Annotated in this window: 23 protein-coding genes; 11 read left to right on the forward strand and 12 right to left on the reverse strand. The window is 48.4% G+C overall.

Annotation, left to right across the window (positions count from 1 at the left end; translation table 11 throughout):
• Positions 1 to 2 precede the first annotated feature (2 nt).
• From tolA to I4W93_RS14105, 10 genes are all read right to left on the reverse strand, one after another.
• Positions 3 to 920, reverse strand: a complete 918-nt coding sequence (gene tolA / locus I4W93_RS14060; RefSeq protein ID WP_205313564.1) for a cell envelope integrity protein TolA — start codon at positions 918 to 920, stop codon at positions 3 to 5.
• 1 nt (position 921) lies between these two features.
• Positions 922 to 1,353, reverse strand: a complete 432-nt coding sequence (tolR, locus tag I4W93_RS14065; RefSeq protein ID WP_205313565.1) for a protein TolR — start codon at positions 1,351 to 1,353, stop codon at positions 922 to 924.
• The gene (tolQ, locus tag I4W93_RS14070; RefSeq protein WP_205313566.1) at positions 1,353 to 2,042 is read right to left on the reverse strand and encodes a protein TolQ; all 690 of its coding nucleotides are present in this window, start codon (positions 2,040 to 2,042) and stop codon (positions 1,353 to 1,355) included. The genes tolR and tolQ overlap by 1 nt, the downstream gene beginning before the upstream one ends.
• Positions 2,032 to 2,448 (reverse strand): tol-pal system-associated acyl-CoA thioesterase, encoded by a 417-nt coding sequence (gene ybgC / locus I4W93_RS14075; RefSeq protein WP_205313567.1) that lies wholly within the window; start codon positions 2,446 to 2,448, stop codon positions 2,032 to 2,034. The genes tolQ and ybgC overlap by 11 nt, the downstream gene beginning before the upstream one ends.
• 722 nt (positions 2,449 to 3,170) lie before the next feature.
• Positions 3,171 to 4,181: a Holliday junction branch migration DNA helicase RuvB gene (ruvB, locus tag I4W93_RS14080; protein WP_205313568.1), complete on the reverse strand. Its 1,011-nt coding sequence runs from the start codon at positions 4,179 to 4,181 to the stop codon at positions 3,171 to 3,173.
• 3 nt (positions 4,182 to 4,184) lie between these two features.
• Entirely contained in the window at positions 4,185 to 4,805 is a 621-nt protein-coding gene (gene ruvA / locus I4W93_RS14085) for a Holliday junction branch migration protein RuvA (RefSeq protein ID WP_205313569.1), read from the reverse strand.
• A 34-nt stretch (positions 4,806 to 4,839) separates the two neighbouring features.
• The gene (gene ruvC, locus I4W93_RS14090) at positions 4,840 to 5,364 is read right to left on the reverse strand and encodes a crossover junction endodeoxyribonuclease RuvC (protein ID WP_205313570.1); all 525 of its coding nucleotides are present in this window, start codon (positions 5,362 to 5,364) and stop codon (positions 4,840 to 4,842) included.
• 13 nt (positions 5,365 to 5,377) lie between these two features.
• Complete coding sequence (locus tag I4W93_RS14095) at positions 5,378 to 6,121, reverse strand: YebC/PmpR family DNA-binding transcriptional regulator (protein WP_205313571.1); 744 nt, start codon at positions 6,119 to 6,121, stop codon at positions 5,378 to 5,380.
• Between the two features lie 61 nt (positions 6,122 to 6,182).
• On the reverse strand, positions 6,183 to 7,961 hold the full coding sequence (aspS, locus tag I4W93_RS14100) for an aspartate--tRNA ligase (protein WP_205313572.1): 1,779 nt from the start codon (positions 7,959 to 7,961) through the stop codon (positions 6,183 to 6,185).
• Positions 7,962 to 8,044: 83 nt separating this feature from the next.
• Positions 8,045 to 10,867 (reverse strand): transporter substrate-binding domain-containing protein, encoded by a 2,823-nt coding sequence (locus I4W93_RS14105; protein ID WP_205313573.1) that lies wholly within the window; start codon positions 10,865 to 10,867, stop codon positions 8,045 to 8,047.
• Positions 10,868 to 10,934: 67 nt separating this feature from the next.
• Between I4W93_RS14105 and I4W93_RS14110 the strand changes: the two genes are divergently transcribed.
• The 8 genes from I4W93_RS14110 (at position 10,935) to I4W93_RS14145 (ending at position 17,443) form a co-directional block, all read left to right on the forward strand.
• The gene (locus tag I4W93_RS14110; RefSeq protein WP_205313574.1) at positions 10,935 to 11,771 is read left to right on the forward strand and encodes a DUF72 domain-containing protein; all 837 of its coding nucleotides are present in this window, start codon (positions 10,935 to 10,937) and stop codon (positions 11,769 to 11,771) included.
• An 81-nt stretch (positions 11,772 to 11,852) separates the two neighbouring features.
• A complete protein-coding gene (gene cmoA / locus I4W93_RS14115; RefSeq protein WP_205313575.1) occupies positions 11,853 to 12,590 on the forward strand; it encodes a carboxy-S-adenosyl-L-methionine synthase CmoA in 738 nt (245 codons plus the stop codon).
• Between the two features lie 28 nt (positions 12,591 to 12,618).
• The gene (gene cmoB / locus I4W93_RS14120; RefSeq protein WP_205313576.1) at positions 12,619 to 13,584 is read left to right on the forward strand and encodes a tRNA 5-methoxyuridine(34)/uridine 5-oxyacetic acid(34) synthase CmoB; all 966 of its coding nucleotides are present in this window, start codon (positions 12,619 to 12,621) and stop codon (positions 13,582 to 13,584) included.
• A 24-nt stretch (positions 13,585 to 13,608) separates the two neighbouring features.
• Positions 13,609 to 14,505 (forward strand): LysR family transcriptional regulator, encoded by an 897-nt coding sequence (locus I4W93_RS14125; protein ID WP_205313577.1) that lies wholly within the window; start codon positions 13,609 to 13,611, stop codon positions 14,503 to 14,505.
• 7 nt (positions 14,506 to 14,512) lie between these two features.
• Positions 14,513 to 14,932 carry a hypothetical protein gene (locus I4W93_RS14130; RefSeq protein WP_224673459.1) on the forward strand — a complete coding sequence of 140 codons (420 nt, stop codon included), beginning with the start codon at positions 14,513 to 14,515 and terminating at the stop codon, positions 14,930 to 14,932.
• A gap of 78 nt (positions 14,933 to 15,010) precedes the next feature.
• Positions 15,011 to 16,054 (forward strand): phosphoribosylformylglycinamidine cyclo-ligase, encoded by a 1,044-nt coding sequence (gene purM / locus I4W93_RS14135; RefSeq protein WP_224673460.1) that lies wholly within the window; start codon positions 15,011 to 15,013, stop codon positions 16,052 to 16,054.
• A gap of 8 nt (positions 16,055 to 16,062) precedes the next feature.
• Positions 16,063 to 16,710, forward strand: a complete 648-nt coding sequence (purN, locus tag I4W93_RS14140; RefSeq protein ID WP_205313579.1) for a phosphoribosylglycinamide formyltransferase — start codon at positions 16,063 to 16,065, stop codon at positions 16,708 to 16,710.
• On the forward strand, positions 16,694 to 17,443 hold the full coding sequence (locus I4W93_RS14145; RefSeq protein WP_224673461.1) for a DUF3108 domain-containing protein: 750 nt from the start codon (positions 16,694 to 16,696) through the stop codon (positions 17,441 to 17,443). The genes purN and I4W93_RS14145 overlap by 17 nt, the downstream gene beginning before the upstream one ends.
• Here I4W93_RS14145 and I4W93_RS14150 read toward each other — a convergent pair.
• The gene (locus I4W93_RS14150) at positions 17,422 to 18,189 is read right to left on the reverse strand and encodes a class II glutamine amidotransferase (RefSeq protein WP_205313580.1); all 768 of its coding nucleotides are present in this window, start codon (positions 18,187 to 18,189) and stop codon (positions 17,422 to 17,424) included. The two genes, I4W93_RS14145 and I4W93_RS14150, sit on opposite strands and share 22 nt — an antisense overlap.
• Positions 18,190 to 18,383: 194 nt before the next feature.
• Here I4W93_RS14150 and fadE point away from each other — a divergent pair, with 194 nt between their 5' ends.
• Entirely contained in the window at positions 18,384 to 20,861 is a 2,478-nt protein-coding gene (fadE, locus tag I4W93_RS14155; protein ID WP_205313581.1) for an acyl-CoA dehydrogenase FadE, read from the forward strand.
• 63 nt (positions 20,862 to 20,924) lie between these two features.
• On the opposite strand, the gene I4W93_RS14160 is transcribed toward fadE, so the two are convergent.
• Entirely contained in the window at positions 20,925 to 23,507 is a 2,583-nt protein-coding gene (locus I4W93_RS14160; protein WP_205313582.1) for an ExeM/NucH family extracellular endonuclease, read from the reverse strand.
• 247 nt (positions 23,508 to 23,754) lie between these two features.
• Here I4W93_RS14160 and ppnP point away from each other — a divergent pair, with 247 nt between their 5' ends.
• Both ppnP and I4W93_RS14170 read left to right on the forward strand, forming a co-directional pair.
• Entirely contained in the window at positions 23,755 to 24,036 is a 282-nt protein-coding gene (gene ppnP, locus I4W93_RS14165; RefSeq protein WP_205313583.1) for a pyrimidine/purine nucleoside phosphorylase, read from the forward strand.
• 20 nt (positions 24,037 to 24,056) lie between these two features.
• Entirely contained in the window at positions 24,057 to 25,859 is a 1,803-nt protein-coding gene (locus tag I4W93_RS14170; RefSeq protein WP_205313584.1) for an ABCB family ABC transporter ATP-binding protein/permease, read from the forward strand.
• The last annotated feature ends 25 nt before the right edge of the window (positions 25,860 to 25,884 follow it).

Here is a 25,884-nt window from a genome sequence, read left to right on the forward strand (position 1 = left end):
AATCAAAATTCTGGGCTCACTGTTAAGTTAATGTCTTTTAACTGGTTATAAACGTCTGGATCAGCAGACACCGGCAAGGTCCCTGCTCTATTAACTGCTCGCACAGCTGCATCACATACGGTCTTATCACCATTTATCACACCGACCTGTGTGACAAAACCATTGCTGGCAAGGCGGATATTAATGCGGCATGAGCGTCCTCGCATGCTTTCATCCACCAGCAAATTGCGCTGCACAGCACCACGTATTAACGCGGTATAGCGCTCTACTTCGGTCGCTGCCTGTCTCGTTCTTGCAGCAGACCGAGCCTGTGCTTCTTTTGCCAACTGCTCTTGCATCAGACGCTCTTGTTCTGCTTGCTGCCGCGCTGCCTCAGCCTGGCGCGCACGCTCGGCTGCTGCCTCTTCAGCCGCTTTTTGTTCTGCTATACGCTTTTGCTCTGCCGCTTTAGCAGCCGCTTCAGCTTTTTGCTGTTCTTGCTGTTTAGCTTTACGTGCCAATTCAGCTTCACGCGCTTTGGCATTTTCCTGCTGTTGCACTTTCTTTGCCTCTGCGGCTGCCGCCTTGGCTTTTTGCGCTTCAGCATCTGCAGTTCGCTTCTCTGCAGCCACCCGCTTTAAACGTGCCTCTTCTTCAGCACGATTTTTTTCAGCCTGCTGAGCGCGGCGCTCTAAGTCGCGAATGCGTTTTTCTTCTGCCGCTTTTGCTGCATCACGCTCTTGCTGCATCTGCTCAACACGGGCGTTCAACTGTTTTTGATCTATCGCCACAGCAGAAACGGGTGCTTCACCCTCGGTTTCCAAACTCACTGATACCATTTCTGGTGTATGCGAAAATTCAGCACCAAACAACAAAAGTACCACTATTACCAGATGCAACCCCAGCGACTTGGCCAGTGGTGGCTCTATTTTTAGCGCCATCTCAATTTGAATCCACGTTATCTGTCATCAGCCCGACGGCAGGCGCACCGGCCGCTTTTAAAACGTTAATCAACCGGATAACGGCATCGTAGCTCACCTTACGATCACCTTTAACAATTACCTGGGTTCCAGGTTCTATAGTCAGCCAGCTTGCCACCTCAACCGTTAGTTCCATTGCGGTAAAGGGCCCTTGTTGCTTGCCGTCTTTTTCAAAATAATACAAACCGTCTTGGTCAACCGTAGCCACAAGCGGTGTTTTACCGTCTTGCATCTGCTTTATTGGTTCAGCTGCCGATTTTGGCAACTCTACTTTTACCCCCTGGGTAATTAGTGGCGTTGTTACCATAAAAATAACCAGCAGTACCAACATAACGTCGATATAAGGCACGACGTTAATCTCTGCCTTTAATCGCCGTTTTTTCCGTACGTACATCAGGCGGCATCTCCAGTATTAGATACGGCCTGGCGATGCAAAATATTTGCAAACTCTTCTACAAAATTGGCATAACTGCTTTCCAGCATTTCAACCTGATGTGAGAACTTGTTGTACGCAATAACAGCAGGGATCGCCGCAAACAAACCGATCGCGGTAGCAATAAGGGCTTCTGCAATACCCGGTGCAACCATCGCTAGCGTAGCTTGCTCTACTGCACCCAGCGCGATAAATGAGTTCATAATGCCCCATACCGTGCCGAATAAACCAATGTACGGGCTTATCGAGCCAACCGTAGCTAAAAACGGCAGGTGCATTTCCAAACGTTCCACTTCTCGCGATAAGCCAACACGCATTGCGCGTTGAGTGCCTTCCATTACCGCTGCACTTTGGCGACTATTACTTTTATGCAAGCGAGCAAATTCTTTAAAGCCGGCTTTAAATAAGGCTTCTAAACCATTGTTGCTGCTGCGCGCACTTACTTCCTGATACAGTTTAGATAAGTCGATGCCAGACCAGAACTTATCTTCAAATTTCTTCGCGTCGACTACCGCTTCGCTCAATGCTTTGCGGCGGCTAAAGATCATTGACCATGACATCACTGACATAGCCAATAAAATCAACATCACCAACTGCACTACAAAGCTGGCTTCAATTAACAGCCCTAAAATTGAAATCTCACCTGCCACGTGCTAACACCTCTAATACTTCGGCTGGAATCGCTCTGGCCTTCAAACCTGAAAACGACACTGCTGCCACTTTAACTTCTGCCGAACACACTAACTCACCGGCGTTATTATGAATTTTCTGTACAAAAACCATACTAGCTTTCTTTAAGGTACTGATTTGACTATAAACCGTCAATAATTCATTAAATTTTGCTGGCTTTTTGTTGTCCATTAAAACCTGAATAACAACAAATGCCACATTTTTTGACAATAATAAATCCTGCTCAATACCCAAGGCGCGCAACCATTCGGTGCGCGCTCGTTCAAAAAATTTTAAATAATTCGCATAGTACACTATTCCTCCAGCGTCGGTATCTTCGTAGTACACGCGCACGGGGAATGTAAAGAAAGTATCTGACATGAGCATTCGCTTTAATTGCGCATATGATAAATAAGCCGGCCTATTAACACAATTGCCTGGCAAGCAGAACAGTAACTATATTTTTCTTCATTAGCTACTTGTAATTTCTATTGCTTTCTGTTGACTAAAAAATAAGCCGTAGGTTCCGCATAAATGCTAAGTTTTTGGCAATTAATGCTGGTCCATCGCAATACATTTTTTAACAGTATAAACAAAAAGTAATGACAGCTATCTTGCACAATCAATATTAACCGTGCATGAATGCAGAGCACAGAAAGAAAGAGCTGCCTACGCCGCGTAGACTCACTTTGACAACAGTAAAAAAAGTATTAGATTTTTTTATCCGAAGGTTGTAGTTTTTCTAGTTTGAAGTAATTACTCCAAACATCTATCATGCTACCTGTGTTCTGAACTAGCGCAAAGATGTGGTAAGAAGTTGTCGCATCTTGGTAAAGATCACTGGGTAGCAGAGTTTGTGTCGTTGCCAAATTTTGTTACTGTTTCAACATGTTCCCTGGATTTTTTGAAGCACTCCTTCAACTTGTGCCCGCTCCTTGAGCGGGCTTTTTTTTGCATCCGCGTCCTGGTTGAAGTTGCGGCGGTGTTGGCTACGTTCCCTCACCACCATTCACAAAGACAACTATGCTCATGGGGCCGGGCTGGCGTACCAGGTCGCTCATTTGCCGCCTAGCCGCAGATTAAAATGGTTAGCGTATAATTTTAATTTGTTAATCTGATTTTGGTAAGTCAAAGCCAAAGTGCTGGTAAGCACGTGGTGAAGCGATACGGCCACGCGGTGTGCGTTGAATAAAGCCCTGCTGAATTAAAAATGGTTCGATCACATCTTCAATAGTATCTTTTTCTTCGCCAATGGCTGCGGCTAAATTATCCAGGCCGACCGGTCCGCCCATAAACTTTTCAATAATGGCTAAAATAAGTTTGCGGTCCATATAATCGAAGCCCTCGGCATCAACATCAACCATCAGCAGCGCCTGCGAGGCAATATCTACCGTTACCTCACCATTGGCCTTAACTTGGGCATAATCGCGCACACGGCGCAGTAAACGGTTGGCAATACGCGGCGTACCGCGTGAGCGCCGGGCAATCTCAGCCGCACCGGCCTCGTCCAGCACTAAATTTAAAAAGTGTGCCGAGCGCAGAATGATTTGGGTAAGTTCACTGACTTTATAAAATTCTAACCGTTGCACTATACCAAAGCGGTCGCGTAGCGGTGAGGTTAAGGCGCCGGCACGTGTAGTCGCCCCCACCAGAGTAAACGGCGGTAAGTCCAACTTAATTGAACGCGCCGCCGGGCCCTCGCCTATCATAATGTCCAGCTGATAATCTTCCATTGCCGGATAAAGAATTTCTTCTACCACCGGGCTTAGGCGGTGAATTTCATCAATAAACAATACATCGTTTGGTTCAAGGTTGGTAAGCAACGCAGCTAAGTCACCGGCTTTTTCCAACACCGGACCAGAGGTAGTTTTAATATTAACGCCCATTTCGTTGGCGACAATCATTGCTAACGTGGTTTTCCCCAAACCCGGCGGGCCAAATATCAACAGGTGATCCAATGGATCACCCCGGCCGCGCGCCGCCTCTATAAAAATAGCCATTTGCTGACAGACATGCTCTTGCCCGGTGTAATCGGCCAGGGTTTTTGGCCTTATCGCGCGGTCAATTACTTCGTCTTCGCGGGTAGCACTGGTTTGAATTAAACGATCGGCTTCTATCATGGTTTACATCATGCTCCGCAGCGCGGCTTTAATCAGTTGCTCGCTGCTCATTCCGCTTTGTTTTACCTTTTGCACGGCCTTATCGGCCTGTAGCTGGCTGTAACCCAATGACACCAGCGCACTGGCGGCATCTTGTTCGGCGCTTTGCTGCAGGCTGAAAATGGCTTCGTCGTCCTGCAGTATCAGGCCATCGGTTATCGGGGTATTCGGTGCTATGCCCCAATCTTTTAACCGGTCACGCATTTCCACCACTAAGCGCTCAGCGGTTTTTTTACCCACACCCGGTAGCTTAACTAAGGAACTCACATCATCTAACTGCACGCAGCGCACAAATTGCTGCGCTGTCATGCCGGATAAAATGGTCAACGCCAGCTTTGGCCCCACACCATTGGCTTTAATCAGTTGGCGAAACAGCGCGCGCTCGGCTTGATTAACAAAGCCATATAACAACTGGGCATCTTCACGCACAACAAAATGGGTATAAATAGTGGCTTCAATACCTACCGCTGGCAACTGATAAAAGCTGGTGAGCGGTAACTGCACTTCGTAGCCGATACCGGCCACTTCTATTAATAAATCCGGCGCCTGCTTTTCCAGCAAAATACCGCGTAAACGTCCAATCATAGGGTCTGCTTATAAAGTAAGGTGATAAATCAGCCTAACGCAGGCGGCCACGAACCGTTTTGCGCGCCTGGCCGGCCAGACTGATTAAACTTTGTTGAGTATGCCCATGACACAGCGCCACTGCAAGCGCATCGGCGGCATCTGCCTGCGGGTTGGCCGGTAACTTTAATAAGGTGCGTACCATATGTTGTACCTGCGCTTTGTCGGCTGCGCCGGTGCCTACTACCGACTGCTTAACCTGGCGTGCTGAGTACTCAAATACCTCAAGCCCGGCATGTTTGGCGGCAACAATGGCGGCGCCGCGTGCTTGTCCCAGCTTTAGCGCCGAGTCGGCATTGCGCGCCATAAAAACTTGTTCAATGGCAAAGATGGTGGGCTTAGTCTGGGTGATTATTTCGCTGACACCGTTAAATATGTCCAGCAAGCGCTCGGGCAGCAGATCGGTAGTATTCAGGCGAATACAACCGCTGGCTACGTATTCAAACTTCATACCGACCTGACGCACCACACCATAACCGGTTAAGCGGCTGCCGGGGTCAATACCCAGAATAATATTCACTTTAGCTGCGCGCTTAGCCGTGCTCTGCCATCAGCTCTTCACTGATCTCAGCATTGTGATACACGTTTTGTACGTCATCTGAGTCTTCTAACTGATCGAGCATTTTAAAAAAGGCACTAACATGGTCAGCATCAACGTCGGCGCGGGTAGATGGAATTAAGGTAACCTCGCTGCTATCAGGCGCAAAACCGGTTGCCAACAGTGCATCTTTAACATCGTTAAACTGCTCTGGCGCGGTAAACACCTCAAAGCTTCTATCATCATGTGCCACAACGTCATCAGCACCGGCATCCAGTGCCGCTTCCATCAACGCATCCTCATTAACACCAGGGGCAAAAAGCAATACGCCGCGGCGGGTAAATAAATAGGATACTGAGCCAGAAGTGCCCAAACTGCCACCAGCCTTGGTAAAGGCATGCCGCACATCTGCTACGGTGCGTTTATGGTTGTCAGTCATGGTTTCAACAATAACCGCTACGCCATTTGGGCCATAGCCTTCATAAACTAACTCTTCGTAGTTTTCGCCTTCGCTGGCGCCAGCGCCGCGTTTAATAGCACGGTCAATAGTGTCGCGGGTCATGTTTTCTGATAAGGCTTTATCTACCGCCAGACGCAAACGTGGATTGACGCTAACATCAGCATTCAAACGGGCAGCTACGGTTAGTTCGCGGATAATTTTAGTAAAAATTTTATTTTTTTTCGCATCCTGACGGGCTTTGCGATGTTTCATGTTCGCCCATTTACTATGGCCGGCCATCAGTTACTCCTTAGTTGTGGCAGCTACATTGCTGCCACAGTATTGCAGGTAAAATTAAAACTTATTGTGCTTTAGGTACAACGGCAATGCCAAGCTCGGCAAGCTGTGCCGGGTTAGCTGCACCCGGGGCGTCGGTTAACGGGCACGCGGCAGTAGCCGTTTTAGGGAACGCCATAACATCACGGATAGAGGTAGCGCCGGTCATCAGCATTACCAGACGGTCCAGGCCAAAGGCTAAACCGGCATGCGGTGGTGTGCCGTACTTTAACGCTTCAAGTAAGAAGCCAAACTTTTCAGCAGCTTCTTCATCGCTAATACCCAGCAAAGTAAATACCTTAGCCTGTACATCTGCGCTGTGAATACGTACCGACCCGCCACCTAACTCAGTACCGTTTAATACCATATCGTAGGCATTAGACAGTAGTTTGCCCAGTTCCAGCTCGCTATTGGCGGTATTTAAAAAAGCGGCGGTATCCAGCGGTGAGGTAAAGGGGTGATGCACGGCCGAGAAACTGCCGTCGTCGTTTTCCTCAAACATCGGGAAGTCTACTACCCACAGCGGTTTCCAACCTGGCTGGGTAATGGCTAAGTCTTCACCCAGTTTTAAGCGCAGTGCGCCCATCGCTTCGCACACTACTTTATAGCTGTCAGCACCGAAGAATATTAAATCGCCGTTTTGTGCGGCGGTGCGCGCAACAATAGTGGCAATAATCTCAGGTGTTAAAAACTTCGCTACCGGCGATTGCACGCCCTCAAAGCCTGCGGCAACATCATTCACCTTCATCCACGCCAGGCCTTTGGCACCGTAAATGCCGACAAAGCTGGTGTAGTTATCGATATCTTTGCGCGATACTTTTTCCGCAGCGCCTGGCACTTTTAATGCCACAACGCGGCCTTTGGCATCATTGGCCGGGCCGGAGAACACTTTAAACTCAACGTCTTTTAGCAAGTCGGCAACATCAACAAACTGCATCGGGTTGCGTAAATCCGGTTTGTCGGAGCCGTACAGGCGCATCGCTTCCCAATACTGCATGCGTGGCATGGTGCCTAAATCAACATCCAGCAACTGGTTAAACATCTCTACCACCATCTGCTCGGTCACCTGCATGACCTGCTCAGCACTCATAAAGGAGGTTTCAATATCTATTTGGGTAAATTCCGGCTGCCTGTCAGCACGTAAGTCTTCATCACGGAAGCATTTAACAATTTGGTAGTAGCGGTCCAGACCCGACATCATCAGCAATTGTTTAAACAGCTGTGGTGACTGCGGCAGGGCAAAAAACTCGCCTTTGTGCGTGCGGCTTGGTACTAAATAATCGCGGGCACCCTCTGGTGTAGCTTTGGTTAAGATAGGCGTTTCTATGTCCATAAAGCCGTTGCTATCCATGAAATTACGCACAAAGCTGGTCACTTTGGCACGAAACTTCAACCGTTCGGTCATCATTGGCCGGCGTAAATCAAGGTAGCGGTATTTTAAGCGTTGCTCTTCGCTGTTGTTCTGGTTTGAGTCCAGCGGCAGCGGTGCCGCTTTATTGAGGATAATCAGTTCGCTGGCGTACACTTCTACTGCACCGGTCGCCATATCTTTATTGATTTGCGAATCCGGCCGTGCCCGCACCTGGCCTTTTATCTGAATACAGAATTCATTGCGCAGTGTATAGGCAACATCAAACAGGTCTTTTAAATCCGGGTCGCATACTACCTGCACCATACCTTCACGGTCACGCAAGTCTAAAAAAATTAACCCACCCAGATCACGGCGACGATTAACCCAGCCGCATAAAGACACTTGTTGCCCAACATGTTGTGCGGTTAATAAACCACAATAATGGCTACGCATTAAACCTTCCTTCTACCTTGCTAATCAGCGGCACTAAAATGACGGCTAATTATATAGAAATGACGCCTAATGTCACTGCCCGCTTACGAAAACACCGCTCTGGAAAAACAGTATTGGTTTTTACCCTGCTGTTTAATCCGATACATCAGGCTATCTGCCACTTTCAGCAGTTTAGCGCTGTCGGTACCGTCATCGGGATAAATAGCAATACCAATGCTGGCGCCTACTTGCACATCTCCCATCGACAGCGTTAACGGCTGCGCCAGTTGATGCAAAATTTTTTCAGCTACAATGGCGGCGTCGTCGCGGCTTAACAGCCCAGTGAGTAAAATTACGAACTCATCACCACCAAACCGGGCAACGGTATCACTTTTACGCACTTTGTCTTTTAATATTGCAGCGACTTTAAGTAACAACTCATCACCAGCGTCGTGGCCATGGGCATCGTTAACGTCTTTAAAACCATCTAAATCAATAAACAAAATGGCCAGTAACTCGTTGTGCCGTGCATGCTGTAACAATGCCTGCTCAATTCGCTCTCTTATCAGGCTACGATTAGGTAATCGGGTCAAATCGTCATGTGTTGCCATAAAGCGCATTTTTTGTTCAGCCTGGCGTCTAAGCCTCACTTCACGGCGCAGTGACAAATTCCACAGCACAAAAAAAGCTAGCAGCATCAATGCTGCACCACCAATCTGCCACATCAAACGGTTAAGTTGCTCTTTGTTAATGCCCTGCGTGATCTGAAAACTAAACCACTTCTGATACAGCTCTTGCCGATCCTCTTTACTGATGCTGCGCAACCCTTTGTTCAGAATATCTGCCAAAGGCGCATAGTCTTTACGCACCGCTATAAGTGAAGCAAACGATGGTAAGTCATCAAGGATTTGGATACGCATATATATGTGGCCTTGCTGCTTGAGCATTTCAGTAGCGGCTTCAATCGAGTCCAGCACATAATCAACTTCATTTTTTTGCAGCATTATCAACCCTTGCTGCAAGGTTGCCACCGGGACCACCTTAATGTCTGGATAGGTGCTATTTAAATGCTTCGCTAACTGATAGTCCTGGTAAACCGCCACTTTTTTATTATTGAGCTGGCGGGTACTAGTTATGGTCTCTTCAGCTCCAGGGCTTATCGCTGCCCATTGTGTAGACCAGAATTCGTTAGTAAAGACTGCAAAATCGCGACGATCCTCTTGCTCAGATATATTGGCAATAATATCAATGTTTTGCTGCTGTAAATCACTGAGCATATGCTCAAAACTCGTGTAAAGTACTAACTCAATGCTCATGTCCAGGCGGTCACTGAGCAATTTGAACATGTCAACCGTAACCCCCGCTGCATTGCCGCCATCGTCAATGAACTCCATCGGTGGCCAATTATTTAGGATCCCTAACCGCAGTTGTTGATGTTGCGTCAACCAAGTACGCTCGTCGGTTGTCAGCGGCGCGTGCTTACGAAACTGCATAAAATAATGCAGGCTGGTATTACTGACCCACTTACTTTCCAGCTGAATAAATTTGTCTAATGAGAAACTGGTAAAGCCTTTGCTTATCTGCTCTGCAAGCTCCGGGCGGTCAGATCGTACCAGGCTGTATATTGGCGCAACCACCTGGGTATCTTGCTGGGGTTGAAACAGATCGGTCATATTAAGCTGTTGTAAGCGAAACGGTACTACTGCTGCTGCGGCAAAAAAGCCACTCAACTTTTTATTGATAACCGCGTTAAGCATTTCTGATAACTGGCGAAACCGGATAAATTCAGTATTGGGGTAGCGTTGGCGTAGTTCAGGCAGATAAGGTGCATTCTCAAACACCCCCACTTTGCTTTGTGACAAGGCAGTCAGCGGACCAAATGTACTTTGTTGCAGCGTGAAGTATTCTGATTTAAAACCATATATCTGATAGGCTGAAATAATACTCTCAGGCAACATATTGTTGTCTGGTAAGCCAATCACCGCATCGATACGGCCTTTCGCCAGATTCTGCAGATTATTAAACGAAGTGTCGGGCACAAAAGCGATTTTTTGCCCGGTAATATCTGACCAATGCCGCCATAAGTCGACAAATAAGCCTTGAGCTTCACCCTGTAATGACACGTTCATGTACGGTGGGTTATCTACTGATAACCCAAGCAGTAAGGTGCCACTATCTGCGGCGTAGCCAAGCCAGCGTCGCTCTAGTTCATTAACAAAGCTTCGGTCCAATTTGGCAACGGCCAACTGCAGTTGCTCTGCCAGTTGCGCATGCTCTGGTAATAAGGCATACGCCAACTCAATCCGTCGCAGTGCAATACGGCTATATAGCGGAAATATTTGGTTCAGCTCTTGGTATCTAGGGTGCTGCGTCGGCAGTCTGTCTAGACCGGCAAACGCCGCAACCTGCCCGGCAAGCGCAGCGGCATACAATTCAGTGACGTTAGCAAAATACTTAAAATTCCCATCTGGTAAATGTTGCTTCAAAGCATCTAAGTGACCAGTGTCCTGGACTACACCAACCACAAAAGGTTGCAGATCAGTGATTGAGCTAACACCGGATAAATCGCGCCGAACATAAACATTGCTAAATGCATCAACGTTTAAATCTATCAGGTTAAAGCGGGAACTACGTTGAACCGTTCTTGCCATCGCGCCATGAAGGTGCACCTTACCGTCTTGTAACAATTTTATGGTATCTGGCCAGTCGGCTACGATAAAATCAATGTTAACACCTGAGCGTCTTGCTACCTCGCGCCAATATTCAACAGCCAAACCGTCTATTTCGCCATGTTCATTTACAAACATGTAAGGATACGAGTCTTTGCTCAGGGCAATATTTAGCTGTTGCGGCAGTTCCGCCCGCGACCAGCCGCTAAAGATTAGACTTGCTACAAACAACAACGAACAGATTGTTTTGACAACCATTATGTTATGCTTCCTGTGCGCTATGTGTTAGTTGTACGCGGTCACCTTAAGAAGGTCAAGATCAGCAATGCTCTATCTAGGATGCCCGGTGTGGGCAAATCCCCAATGGAAAAATTCTCTGTATGCTATTGATACTAAAGCATCTGACCTGCTTACAGTATATAGCCAATATTTCAACAGTGCTGAAGGTAATACTACTTTTTATGCCGACCCCACTGCAGAAACTTTGCTGCGCTGGCAGCGACAGACTGCTGATAATTTTCGCTTTGTATTAAAAGTACCGCAGCGAATCAGCCACCTTGGCGCAGTGGACAGCTTCCAGCAGTTACAAGACTGGCTTAACCATATTGCATTGCTTGGCACCAAGTTAGCCCTGGTACATTTACAATTACCAGCTCGCACCGGCCCGGCTGATATGGCAAAAATCAGCACCATGGTTGCACAGATAAGCCAGCAGTATCGCTGCGTATTAGAAGTTCGTCACCCAGCCTTTTTTGATAAAGGGCAACACGAAATTACTCTGCACAAAATGCTGCAGCACTGTGCTGCCGAACGCGTAGTAATTGACAGCAGAGCATTATTTTCAGTAGCTGCCACTACGTCGCAATTAGTAGATGCTCAGGCCAAAAAGCCTCGTGTGCCGGTACATGCGATAAGTTTTACTTCAACCCCGGTGCTACGCTTTATTGGCACCGATGATATGGCGCTAAACCGACAGTTTTATCAACCCTGGTTAAAAAAAGTGCAGCAATGGCTGGATGAGGGTAAAAGCCCGTTTTGCTTTTTCCATACCCCGGATAATCAATGGGCACCGCAGTTGTGCCGCCAATTTGCTAAAGATTTAGCCTACACGCATAGTTGCTTAACGCCCTGGCCAGGTGAGCAGCAATTCACATTGCTGTAGTTTCGCGGCAATTAAGGTAAAATAGTGCTACTTTGTTTCAAGTGCGCGCTTACACCCGCCGCCACCAGCCGATAAAATACTATGCAAAAAGATGCTATCTTTGCCGAGCCCTTGGCTCAAATTCAGGATTTTCGCTTCGACGACCAGGTCGCCGACGTATTTCCCGACATGATCCAACGCTCCGTACCGGGTTATCAGACCATTATTCACACCATTGGTAAGCTTACCGCCCGCTATCAGCAAGCTGACAGCCACTACTATGACCTGGGGTGCTCCTTAGGTGCGGCTACGCTGGCGATGCGACGTAATATCAGTGCCGCCAACAGCAGCATCATTGCGGTAGATAACAGCAGTGCCATGGTCGAGCGCTGCGAGCGGCACTTGCAGGCGTTTCGCTCAGAGGTGCCGGTTACGGTAAAGCTGGCGGATATCAGGGAGCAAATCATTGAGAACGCCGCCATCGTGGTAATTAACTTTACCTTGCAGTTTTTACCCAAAGAAGACCGTAATGCCCTGATTAATCGTATATATCAGGGTTTAAAGCCGGGCGGCTTATTGATTTTGTCAGAAAAATTTATCAATAGCGACGCACAAACCAACGATTTACTGGTTGAGTTACACCACGACTTTAAGCGCGCCAACGGCTACAGCGAGCTGGAAATAAGCCAAAAACGCAGTGCGCTGGAAAACGTGATGAAGCCCGACACCCTGAGCGAGCATCAACAACGCCTGGCGCAAGCCGGCTTTAGCAGCCAAACGTTATGGTTTCAGTGCTTTAATTTTTGCTCCATGGTAGCAATAAAATTAACCCGCGATTAATTAACGCCGTCACTTAATAAGGTTAGCTATGCTCGATTTCAGCCCATTTTACGCTCAACTGGCAACCAACAAGCTGCATCAGTGGTTGCAAACCTTGCCGGCGCAGCTGGCTACCTGGAGCAAAGAGGCGCTGCATGGCGACTTTAAGCAATGGCAAAAGACCATTAGCAATTTGCCGGCGACAACGCCATCGGCTATTCAGCTTAAAAATGCCGTGCAGTTTGGTGCAGCAGACGATATCAGCAGTGGCGAAGCGCAGCAAATTCGGTACTTATTGCAGCAATTAAAGCCCTGGCGTAAAGGCCCGTTTAACATTCACGGTATTGATATCGATACCGAATGGCGTTCTGATTTTAAATGGCAACGCGCCCTGCCACATATTACTGCACTGACAAACCGCACTGTGCTGGATGTCGGCTGCGGCAGTGGTTATCACCTGTGGCGTATGCGCGGTGAAGGTGCTGAATTTGTTGTTGGCATTGACCCGTCACAGCTGTTTTATGCTCAGTTTCAGGCCATCAAGCACTTTAACCCGGACCCTGCGGTTAACCTTATTCCAATTGGCATTGATGACATGCCGGCGCTAAAACAATTTGATACGGTGTTTTCAATGGGCGTATTGTACCACCGCCGCTCTCCACTAGATTTTTTGCAGCAACTTAAAAACCAGTTGCGTCCAGGCGGTGAGCTGATCCTGGAAACCTTAGTGGTTGAGGGGGATGAAAACACCGTATTGGTGCCCGGTGAGCGTTATGCAAAAATGCGTAATGTCTGGTTTATTCCCAGCGTAGCGGCGTTAACACATTGGTTGCAGCGACTAGGTTTTAACAATGTAAGGCTGGCAGATTTGAACTGCACCGGCTTAGACGAGCAACGCCAAACTGACTGGATGGAAAATGAAAGTTTAATTGATTTTCTTGATGCAACTGATCATAGTAAAACCATCGAAGGTTATCCGGCGCCGCTGCGCGCTGTGATCATCGCTAATAATTAGCTATCGCGGAGCGCTATCATATTTATGCCTTATCGCCCACGCTCAACTCTGGAACAATGGCGCATACTGCAAGCCGTAATTGATGCGGGTGGTTACGCCCAAGCGGCGGAGATGCTAAGCAAAAGCCAATCATCACTAAACCATGCGGTAGCTAAACTACAAACCCAGCTTGGTGTTGAATTACTTGAGGTGCGCGGACGCAAAGCCTATCTTACAGAGCACGGTGAAGTGATGCTACGCCGCTCACGCCTGCTGACACAGCAGGTTGAAGATTTGGAATTATTGGCGTCAAACATGACCCAAGGCTGGGAGCCAGAAATACGTGTCGCCGTTGAACTTGCCTACCCTCGACGGTTTTTAAATCAGGCACTGGCCGCATTTTATCCGCTGTGCCGTGGCAGCCGTATTCAATTAATTGATAGCGTTATTACTGGCAGCACCGAGCTTATTCAGCAAAAGAAAGCCGATCTGGTTATTGCTGCGGCAGCAGTTATTCCTAAGGGCTACCTTGGCGAGCCATTATGTGTCACACGCTTTATTCCGGTAACCGGTAGCATGAATTCACTGGCCTCAACCACGCAAATTGATCAAAACGAACTAAGTCAACATTTACAACTGGTGATCCGCGACACCGCACAAAAACCACAAGAAAATGCCGGCTGGCTTCGGGCAGAGCAGCGCTGGACAGTAGATAATTTTGCTGAGGCGATTGAAATTCTGCAGCTTGGGCTCGGATTTTGCTGGGTACCAGATTTTCTGGTTACCGACGCCATTGCCGCAGGCAGCCTTACACAACTTAACCTAAGCCAGAGCAGCGAGCGCATCGCTGCAATTTCATTAGTTACGCCCAAGGAAGAAACCTTGGGTCCGGGCAGCAAACAATTACGCCAGTTAATTCTAGCTGCGCACCAAAAAATCTGAGGTCCCTATGAGCCAAGTGATACCACAACAAGAACTACAGGATTTAATGCGAGCCGCAGCAAAAGACGCCGTGCAATACGTCAATGAAGCACATCAGGTAGCACTGGATAACAGTCTCAACAGCCTGACACAAATAGATTCAATTCTGGCTGAATTACATACACGCGAACAGCAGCAAAAGCATGCTTCCGAGGTTGTATTTACCTTATGTAATATTATTGCTGCCTATATTGGCGAGCTGTACATCGCCAGTGTTGGCGGAGAATGGCGCCAAAATACCAGCGACAGTGGCGCCCCCTTTATTTATGTAAAGTATAATGATAAAGAATTTCCTTTCGCATCAATTTGTTACCATAAAATATGTCATGACAATAGCATTAGCCTGAACAACTACATGAAGCAAGCAATGGCAAATGCTATGCAGTAAGGCTTTTGTCTGCGGCGTTAAGCAGGTAAAATGCCGCCAATTTTAAGCCTTTCCACCTTTAGCCATTCGAGGATTGCCGTGAGCGAGCAGAAAACATCTTTAAGCTACAAAGACGCCGGTGTAGATATTGACGCTGGAAATGCGTTGGTAGAACGTATTAAAGGCGCAGTTAAACGCACGCGACGCCCTGAGGTAATGGGTGGTTTAGGCGGTTTTGGTGCTCTATGCCAAATTCCGGCCGGCTATAAGGAACCGGTTCTGGTTTCCGGCACTGACGGCGTAGGTACCAAGCTACGTCTGGCGATGGATTTAAAGCGCCATGACGGCGTAGGAATAGATCTGGTGGCAATGTGTGTAAATGACCTGGTGGTACAAGGCGCAGAGCCGCTGTTCTTCCTGGATTATTACGCCACAGGTAAACTGGATGTCGATACAGCCTCAGCGGTAGTTAACGGTATTGCTGAAGGTTGTTATCAGTCAGGTTGTGCACTGGTTGGCGGCGAAACCGCAGAAATGCCAGGCATGTATCACGGTGAAGATTACGACATCGCGGGCTTTTGCGTGGGAGTGGTAGAGAAGGCTGACATTATTGATGGCACTAAGGTAAAACCGGGTGACCAACTGATTGCAATGGCATCCTCCGGCCCACATTCCAACGGTTTTTCGTTAGTTCGCAAAGTTTTGGAAGTGAGTGGCCAAAGCCCGGACACGCTGCTTGAAGGCAAATCACTGGCCGATCATCTGCTGGAGCCCACCCGCATATATGTGAAAAACCTGCTTAACTTGTTTAAGCAAACTCCGGTTCATGCACTGTGTCATATTACCGGCGGTGGTTTTTGGGAAAATATTCCCCGTGTATTACCAGAAAATACCAAAGCCGTTATTGACGGCACCAGCTGGCAGTGGCCAGCAATTTTCAACTGGCTGCAACAGCAAGGTAACATTAGCCGTCACGAAATGTACCGCACCTTTAACTGTGGCGTTGGCATGCTGGTAGTAGTACCGCAAGACAAACTGCAACAAGCTATCAGCATATTGCGTGATGCCGGCGAAACGGTGTGGCACCTGGGTGAAATCCAAGCTGCCTCGGCAGATGATGAGCTGGTTATTATTAACGAGTAAGGCAACTGATGAAATCTATCGTAGTACTGATTTCTGGCAGCGGGTCAAACCTGCAGGCCATTATTGATGCCTGCAGCAGCGGCTTTATTCCAGCCAAAGTCAGCGCGGTAATTTCAAATAAAGCCAATGCTTATGGCCTGGTTCGGGCAAATGACGCGGGCATCAGTACGCAGGTATTGAGCCATAAAACCTACAGCAGCCGCGACAAATATGACGCGGCGCTTATGGACGCTATCGACCAACATAAGCCCGATTTAGTTGTGTTGGCTGGCTTTATGCGTATTTTGACACCTGCTTTTGTGCAGCACTTCACTGGCCGTTTGCTGAATATTCATCCTTCGTTGTTGCCGAAATACCAAGGGTTAGACACACATCAGCGAGCAATAACGGCCGGCGATAGCGAGCATGGTTGCAGTGTGCATTTTGTTACCGAACAGCTTGATGGCGGCCCGGTGATACTGCAAGCAAAGGTGCCGGTATTTAGTGACGATGACGCACTAAGCTTGGCCGAACGCGTACACGAACAGGAACATCGAACCTACCCATTGGTTGTGCGCTGGTTTTGCCAAAATCGTTTACAACAGCAGGCAGATCAGGCATGGTTGGACGGCAATGTATTAGCAGCCAACGGTTATGCCAATGATGATGAAGATTAACTGGCGCTTCTGCGCGCCTTTTATAGTATTAGCAACACTTTTTTGTTCAGCCGCTAGTGCTGACGTCCCTCCATTAAGCAGTTTTAATGCTGATTATGTTGTGTATCGTGCCGGCAAAAAGCATGGTGAAGCCAACCGCTATTTAAAGCTAACTGAACAAGGTTATCAACTTGGTTACAGCAGTGATATTAGCTGGATGATATTTTCCGATAAACGCAGCGAAACATCTGATTTTACTATTAATAACGGCCAAATTCAGCCTCTGCGCTACATACTTACCCGCAGCGGCAGTGGGCCTAATCGCTACTATGAGCTAAATCTTAACCCCGATACTAAGGTACTGACTGAGGGTAAAAGCCGTAAACCCAAAGCGGTTGAATGGCACGATGACTGGCAAGATCAAATCAGTTATCAGCTACAACTGGCGCTGGACCTAAAAGCCGGCAAGACAGAATTTAGTTACAACGTACTGAACCGTAACGGCAACAGCAAGTTGTACCATTACAAAGTAGTGGCCGAAGAAAAACTGCCCCTGCCTTATGGCAACATCAACACGCTGCGTATTGCCAGGGTTGAAGCAAACAGCGACAAACAAATTTATGCCTGGGTAGCGCCGGAGTTAGATTACATGCTGGTGCGCTTATGGCGTGGTGAAGATAATGTCGAGCAGTTTGATGTACAGTTACACAAACTGGATTTAACACCGCAAGTTCAGGCTAACGGCTCTCCATAGCGAAACAACTGGCTTTCACCCGGTTGCATTTTGTGCCACTGTTCATTGTTGGTCAGTGGCGCAGTAGCAATTATGGTTACCACATCATTGGGTGTGGTTTGAGTGGTAAAATCAATGTCCACATCCACATCTGACAAACGCGCCACACCAAAGGGCGCACGACGGGTTATCCAGTGTAACTTAGTGGTACAGTAAGTCAGCAAGTACTCTCCATCGGTCAGCAACATATTAAATACACCGAGTTTTTGCAGCGCTTTGCATTGGCGTTGAATAAACTTAAACGCCGCTTTGCGGCTCGGCGCTTTATGCGGATAGCGTTTATCTAATTCACTTAATAGATAGCAAAACGCGCGTTCGCTGTCGGTAGTCCCTACCGGAGTAAAACGCGCCACTGGCAGTTGCTGGTAACCGCTAAGTTGGCCGTTATGTGCATAGGTCCAGTAACGCCCCCACAGCTCGCGGCTAAACGGATGGGTGTTCTCCAGCGCCACTCGGCCCCGGTTTGCCTGACGCACATGGGCAATAACAGCACAGCTTTTAATCGGATAGTCTGACACCAGCCTGGCAATTTCTGACTGATAACTTGGCAGTGCATCTTTAAAGGTGCACACACCTTTGTTTTCATAAAATGCCACGCCCCAGCCGTCTTTATGCGGCCCGGTGCGGCCACCCCGCTCCTTTAAACCTTTAAAACTAAAACAAATATCGGTAGGTACATTTGCCGACATACCAAGCAACTCACACATACTGATCCTTAACTTAAAACCTGCTACTGACAGGCGAAATTGAGCCAAACAGCTATGCTTAAGCGTATAAGCCTACGAGTTGCAACTTAAGTTGACAATCACTTTGTCTAACAACGACGTTCAGGGCTTGCAACTTTAATCAAAGCGTTCTACTCTACCCAGATAGTGGTCAGACCTCTTATCAGGAGCAAAAGATGGAAGTATTAGTTCTCAGCGCGGTACTTATTACCGCAATAGGTATGTTGGCATACAACCGTGCCAGTTTAACCATGTTTACCGCGGTTATAGCGGTTATTCTTGCAATTGCTACTGCGGTCGATGTGGTTGGTGCCGCTAGCTGGCTGGTATTTTTGCTGTTTGCATTGCCGTTAAACATCGCCGCAGTGCGTCAACAATATCTGACAAAGCCATTGCTTAAAGTGTACCGCAAAATCATGCCGGAAATGTCCAGCACAGAAAAGGAAGCCATCGACGCCGGTACAACCTGGTGGGAAGCTGACTTATTTCGCGGCAACCCGGATTGGCACAAAATGCATAACTTCCCGGCGCCACGTTTAAGCGCAGAAGAGCAGGCCTTTCTTGATGGTCCGGTAGAAGAGCTACTGGCGATAGTTGATGACTGGCACACCACCCATGAGCGTGCTGATTTGGCGCCAGAGGTATACCAATATCTGAAAGATAAAGGCTTCTTTGCCATGATCATTAAAAAAGAATATGGCGGTCTGGAGTTCTCTGCTTATGCTCAATCTTGTGTGCTACAAAAATTAACTAGCAAAAGCATGGTGTTATCCAGTGTTGTCGGCGTACCTAACTCATTAGGCCCGGGTGAATTATTGCAGCACTATGGCACTGACGAACAGAAAAAACATTATTTACCCCGCCTGGCCAAAGGCCTGGAAGTGCCTTGTTTTGCACTGACCAGCCCGGAAGCTGGCTCAGATGCCGGTGCAATTCCTGATACCGGTATTATTTGTAAAGGCCAGTGGGAAGGCAAAGAAGTGATTGGTATGCGCCTGACCTGGAACAAGCGTTATATCACGCTGGCACCTATTGCTACCGTGTTGGGTTTAGCCTTTAAACTGTTCGATCCGGAACATCTTATTGGTGATGACGAAGAGCTGGGCATTACCTGTGCACTTATCCCCGTAAGTACCCCGGGTGTCAAAATTGGTCGGCGCCACTTCCCACTTAACGTACCATTTCAAAATGGCCCCACTCAAGGTGAAAATATCTTTGTACCGCTCGATTATATTATCGGGGGCACAAAAATGGCCGGACAAGGTTGGCGGATGTTGGTTGAGTGCTTATCGGTTGGCCGTGCCATTACGCTGCCGTCAAACAGCACTGGTGGTATTAAAGCCGTAGCAATGGCGACGGGAGCTTACGCTCGTATCCGCCGCCAATTCAAACTGCCAATTGGTAAGATGGAAGGTGTGGAAGAAGCAATGGCGCGTATTGGTGGCTATGCCTACATGGCTGATGCCTCCACTACCATGTCGGTAGGCTCGATTGACCTGGGCGAAAAGCCGTCAGTTATTTCTGCCATTACCAAGTACCACATGACCGAACGTATGCGTCAGGCTATTACTGACGCTATGGATGTACATGGTGGCAAAGGCATTTGCATGGGCCCGAACAATTACCTTGCTCGTGGTTATCAAGGCGCACCTGTTGCTATTACGGTAGAAGGCGCCAATATTCTCACCCGTAACATGATTATCTACGGTCAGGGTGCAATTCGCTGCCATCCTTATGTACTGGCAGAACTGCAAGCCGCGCAGCTGGACGACCAGGGTGCAGCGGTTACCGCTTTCGATAAGGCGTTGTTTGGCCATATTGGTTTTGCTATCAGTAATTTCTTCCGTACCTTTTGGTTATCACTAACCGGTGGTGCCTTTAGCAGTGCGCCTTATGGTGATGCAACAGCAAAGTACTACAAACAAATGAATCGTTTTAGTGCGGCCTTGGCATTAATGTCTGATGTAGCGATGGGCACCATGGGTGGCGATCTCAAACGTCGCGAGCGCATATCTGCACGCTTGGGTGACATTCTCAGCATGCTTTATCTGACCTCAACCGTATTAAAGCGTTACAACGATGAAGGACGTAAGGTAGATGACTTACCACTGGTACAGTGGTGCTGCGAAGATAACCTGGCCAAAGCGCAACTAGCTTTAGATGAACTGTTTGATAATTTCCCAAATCGAGTTGTAGGCGTGGTGTTAAAGCGCGTGGTGTTTCCATGGGGCCGCACATTGCGCAAAGCATCAGACATTACAGAGCATAAAGTTGCCCGTATCATGCAAACGCCTGGCGAAGCACGCTCACGCTTGGGCCATCATTTGTACCTGAAAAACGAGCCATTAAACCAGCTCGGTTTAATGGAGCAGGCGTTAACTGATATCCTGGCGGCAGAGCCCATCTTCGATAAAGTCATGCACGCTGCAGGCAAGCGCTTGCCTTTCTTCCGCCTGAACGAGGTTGCAGAACTGGGCTTAACGCTTAAAGTAATCAATGAAGCCGAAGCAGAGCAATTGCGTGTGGCAGAAACAGGCCGTCTGTTTGCCATTAACGTAGATGACTTTGAACCAGAGTACCTGGCTGCAGACAAAGGCTTGACCCAGCAAGGTGCAGGTGCGACTGCAACAGACAAAAAAGACAAAGCCGCATAAGATTGATTTTACTTAAAATAACGCCGGCTCATTAGCCGGCGTTTTTATTTGCTCTGACTTAGATTAATCCAGGTTAACCACCAAATCGGCAGAACAACTGCCTGTTGCCTGTTGGCAAATTTTGTACGTTACTGCAGCTACATCGCTACGGAACTGGTCATTAACACGGCCAGACGGGTTCAAGGCTTTAACCGCAGCATCATCACGATACAATGTTAAACCACTGGCATCGCCTGTCCAACGCAGTTGCACTAGCCTCATTCCCATACGGGCACTGACAACACGTTGCAGCTGTAAAGTAACATCTAATGGCGGAATTGCTGCTGGCAGGTTCAACGCTACAATTACCGGATCATGATCAGACGAGCGGTACGCATCAGCAGCATAGTAATCCAGTTGCTGCTGCGCTGATTTAAACTCGACATTGTAGTCCAGCGCTATCGGCTCATCGGCATTAATATTCCACTTCGCCGCGTCAGCTAGATACCGTAGTGCAAAATCGTTTAGCAACGCATGGTCTAGTGAACCAGATTGACCTGAGAATACATAACCATGGCTTGGCACTTTGCCCAAGGCTTCAAACACGTTACTGTAACCGGCCTGTGCCAACGTCGTAATCGGATCTTCTTTGGCATAAGCATTTAAATCACCGATAACCAGCGCCGGTATCTGTGCAAATTGCTCAGCGGCAAATTGACCAATAGCCTGTGCCGCGCGGGTGCGGGCGATATTACAATTACCCTGGCCATCGCCATTGTCGCTATCAGCAGAGCCACAACCCGAGCCCTTAGATTTTAAATGATTAACCATTACGGCAAATTCAGCATCGTTATCCAGCACGCGGAACTGTTGCGCCAGCATTGGCCGGTTGCGGCTATCATCAAATAAGGCCACACCTTGATCATCTACTGCAGAATTAGATGAGTCCAGAATCAATAGCGGCGCAGCGGGCGCAACCAGATCGGCGCGATAAATTAAGCCTACAGCAATTTCATCGGTACCTACCGGGCCACCTGCATCAATATACTGCCAGTTATCATTGCCAGACGCGGCTCGCAGACCATTCACCAAATCTGCAATGGCTGAGCTTTGCGCATAACCGTCGTTTTCAATTTCCATCAGGCCTATTACACTAGCGTCCAACGCAACCATGGCAGCGAGAATTTTGGCGCGCTGACGCTCAAACTCTGCCACTGTGTGCGCACCGCGTGCAGTAGGGAAACCTGCACCCTGGCCATCGCCATTAAAGTAATTCAGCACATTAAAGCTAGCGATTTTAACATTGCCGTCTGCAGCAAGTTCTGGCGCAACAGTACGAGGATTAGCCTGAATAAAATTAGGCGTTTGGGTTGGCATAATACGATATTGGTTAAAACCGTAATGCACAGTGCCGGTAAGGTTGATAACAGTATCACCACTACGTACAGTGTTGGCGGCTGATAGGCCACCCACCGGGTAAGGCACTGTTGCTGGATTCTGTGTGGTACTGGCGTCGTCCAGCACAATTTTGTTCAACTCATGTGCCGCAGCAAGTGCTATCGCCTCAGCACCCGGGCTAACTACTTGGGTTGGCGTATAACGACGGCCGCTTGCCAATGTTAATTCACCAAAGCGGCCCAGCGTAAAGGTATCGTTAACGGTTAACATCTGCTCAAAGCTGACCAACATGCCTTCAACCGCTTCCAGCTCTGCCAAACTGACCACAGGTAAAGTTAGCGGTGTTGGTGCTGGTAATTCACTGCTACCACAGTCCAGACTGGCTGCCACATTGGTCAGTTGAGTGTGGCCGTTAAATTCTGCTACCGTTGCCAGTAAACGCACACGCTGGCCAGCTGTTACGGCCAAATCGCTGCTGTTGACGTAAACAAACACACCTTCAGAGGTCGTAGCATCATTATCTTGTTCTGCAGCAACCGCTTGAATATTATAACCACGTAAGCCCGCTAGCGTATGTGTAACAACGGCTTCAACCTGAACCTGCTGACCCACCAAAGGGCTGACATCTGTAGAGCCCTGAATGGCAGAAATTGCGGTTGCTGGCTCACCACAGGTTAATACCGGATCCGGCTCTGGATCCGGGTCAACCGGACCACTGCCGTCACCATTAAACAAACCAATATCACTGAAATCATCCTGAGCAAAACCAGCCCATTGCACAGCCGGGTCGAAACTGTCCGTCGTATTGGTGTCATATAAAATGCCGGTGCGGCGTAGTGTGTCATTGGCTGTTGTAGTATCACCACTGCCCCAGGCTGAACCCGGGTCAACACCAATCTGGCCTATTGAGTCAACAACAACGCCGGCGTTTTCCAGCGTTATGGCATCATCACCATTCCACAGGCTGTTACCAGACGTCTGGTCAGCCAACGCCACTAGCTCAGCAGAGGCGGAGCTTGAGGCATAAACAAAAGTACCATTAGCTGGCACTGTGCCAGTCAGGTTAATGGTTGTACCTACATTAGTACTGCCATTAAAATAAACTTTGATAGCATAGCCGCTAAGTGGAATAGCCTGTGCAGTTGGGTTGTAAAGTTCCAGTGCTTTATTATTGCCTGAGCCCTCTACGTATTCAGAAATAAACAAATCGGCGTGGACCGCCGGAGCGAGTAACATCGCGATGGTTGCTGATAGCGCCCTGATTTTCATTTTAACTCCCTGGTTATTTTTATTAAGGACAAGCGAATATAAAGCGCTTTTATGGCAGATTCATTAACTTTGGTTAATTTATGACAATTATTTTATTACATATAAACGTCAAGAATATTTACACCAGCAAACTAATACGACACAGATAAATTAATTGGCCGTAAAGCCATCTGAATTTAGGCCAGCCACTTCCATCTGAAGCACAGATCAGGTTTACTGTGACTGAGCTTTTTTAACGGAGAATGAGATGTTTAAAGTAAACCAATATTTTGATGGCAATGTTGCCTCTATTGCCTTTGCTGGCGAGCAACTGCCGGCCACTGTCGGTGTCATGGCGCCAGGTGACTATGAATTCAGTACCAGCCAACATGAAGTGATGACCGTAGTAAGCGGCGCCCTAACGGTATTGCTGCCGGCCGCGAACGGCTGGCAAACATATAGCCGTGGCCAGCAATTTGAAGTGCCAGCCAACAGCAAATTTCAGTTGCAGGTGGCCGTAGATACCGCGTACCTTTGCACCTATGCCTGATGTCGTACAAGGACACTTTCATGCGCGGTATGCGCTCTACAGCAAAACAGCCACAGCCGGTAAAACGGCCGCAAGCCACTAACCTTAAGCAAACGCTGGCCATGCTATGGCCGTATTTGTGGCAGTTTAAATACCGCGTAGTGCTGGCGCTGCTAGCATTAATCGCCGCCAAAGCGGCAGTGCTGCTAATGCCGCTGGCATTAAAATACATTGTCGATGCGCTAGACAGCGGCCAACACAACGTATTGCTGCTGCCGGTAGCGCTGTTACTGCTGTATGGTGGCCTGCGCTTTGCCGGGGTATTTTTTGGCGAAGTGCGTGACGCGCTGTTTGGCCGGGTAACCGAGCATGCGATGCGCCAGCTTGGCCTTAAGGTGTTTAAGCACCTGCACAGTTTAGAACTATCTTTTCATCTGGACCGGCAAACTGGCGGCATTAGCCGCGATATAGAGCGCGGCACCAATGGCTTAAGTTTTTTAATGCGCTTTTTAATGTTTAATATTGCGCCTACCCTGTTTGAAATTCTGGCCGTCGCCATTATCTTCGCTGCTTTGTTTTCGCCGCTGTATTCGCTGGTTACCGTACTGGCTGTAGGCGTTTATATCTTCTTTACGGTGGTTATTACCGAATGGCGTAATAAATACACCCGCGAAGCCAATCAGGCGGATAACACCACCAACAGCCGTGCCATCGACAGCCTGCTGAACTACGAAACGGTAAAATACTTTAATAACGAGCAATATGAGGCGCAAACCTACGACAGCTTTTTAGCCAAATGGGAGCAGGCCCGGTTAAAAAACCGCTTAAGTTTGCTGGCGTTAAACTCGGGCCAGGCGCTAATTATTGCCGCGGCCATAACCGCGTTAATGTGGCTGGCGGCTGATGAAGTGGTCAACAAACAGCTGACGCTGGGTGATTTGGTGATGGTAAATGCTTATATGATCCAGCTGTTTTTACCGCTGAATTTTTTAGGCTTTGTTTACCGTGAAATTCGCCGCGCGCTAACCGACTTAGAAAATATGCTTGGCTTACTTAAACGGGCGCCAGAAATTGTCGATACCGCTGACGCCATGCCGCTAACCATCGCACAAGGCAATATTGTCTTTAATAAGGTCGATTTTGGTTATCAGAGTGAGCGGCCGATTTTACAGCAGCTAAGTTTTAACGTGCCCGCCGGCAGCAAGGTGGCGATAGTCGGTGCCAGCGGTGCCGGTAAAAGTACTATCGCCCGCTTGCTGTATCGCTTTTACAGCATCGATGGCGGCAGTATCTACATTGATGGCCAGGACATCAGCACGCTAACGCTGGACAGCCTGCGCCGTGCTATTGCCATAGTGCCGCAAGACACCGTGCTGTTTAACAACAGCATTCGTGACAATATCCGCTACGGCCGCCCCGCTGCCAGCGAAGCAGAGATTGACCAGGCCATCGAACTTGCCCATTTGCGCAGCTTTATCGACAGCCTGCCACAAGGCGATGCCACTGTGGTGGGTGAACGCGGTTTAAAAGTGTCCGGCGGCGAAAAACAGCGTATTGCCATCGCCCGCGCTATTTTAAAAAAATCGCCCATTCTGCTGTTTGACGAAGCCACCTCGGCGCTTGACTCCAGCTCAGAGCAGGCCATCTTGCAAGCCATGCGTGAAGTGGCGCGTAATCATACCAGCCTGGTAATAGCCCACCGGCTATCTACTATTACCGATGCCGACAATATCATTGTGCTAAAAAATGGCCAGTTGGCCGAGCAAGGCAGCCATGATGTGCTGTTAGCCGCTAATGGAGAATACGCCCGCATGTGGCAGCTACAACAAAAGCAGCAGCGTTAACACGCCGCAGCAGCTGTCTCCCGGC

Origin of the sequence: Rheinheimera maricola, assembly GCF_016918075.2 — a bacterium.
GTDB classification, from domain to species: Bacteria; Pseudomonadota; Gammaproteobacteria; order Enterobacterales; family Alteromonadaceae; genus Alishewanella; species Alishewanella maricola_A.